The organism is Dellaglioa sp. CoH-57-MRSF-16, from assembly GCF_056782055.1.
The window spans coordinates 1-461 of sequence record NZ_JBXAXZ010000058.1; the positions used below are offsets into that span (position 1 = coordinate 1).

Consider the following 461-nt stretch of genomic DNA (forward strand, 5'->3'; position numbering starts at 1 on the left):
CTGCGAAGCAATCTTGAAACTGGATGCACCTGTTGCAAGATTACCGACCACCGCATATATAGTAGTCACCGAATTGTTTGTGGCTCCTATGCACAAAAGATGCGGATATGTGGCGTTACCTGTGGCAATGACCGCAAGCGGAGACGCAGATGAAGTCCCTGTTGCTGGCATCGTCACCGAAGTCCAACTAGAACCCTTATTGGTGCTGTATTGGACTACTGCTTGCGAAGAAACCGAGTTAATCGATGCCGTAACTGTATTTGATCCCACATATCCAAGCGCCGCCACATTGGACAACTGCTGAGGAATCGGGGTCCATGTAGTTAAATCTGCCGACGTAGCAATACCAGTGCTACCGCCTGACATAGTAGCCCAATAGTTCGATCCGTCGTACACCGGATTTGTTGCTTTTGCTGCTCCGTAGTACAACGTTGTCCCCGTGTTGAATCTCGCGCCGAATC

The 461-nt window shown here is 49.9% G+C and carries 1 protein-coding gene; it reads left to right on the plus strand.

Translation table 11 applies throughout. The features are described 5' to 3' along the window. The coding region (locus AC1RPH_RS07825) for a hypothetical protein (protein ID WP_481762030.1) at nt 1–304 on the plus strand (304 nt) is incomplete at its 5' end. Nucleotides 305–461 lie beyond the last annotated feature (157 nt).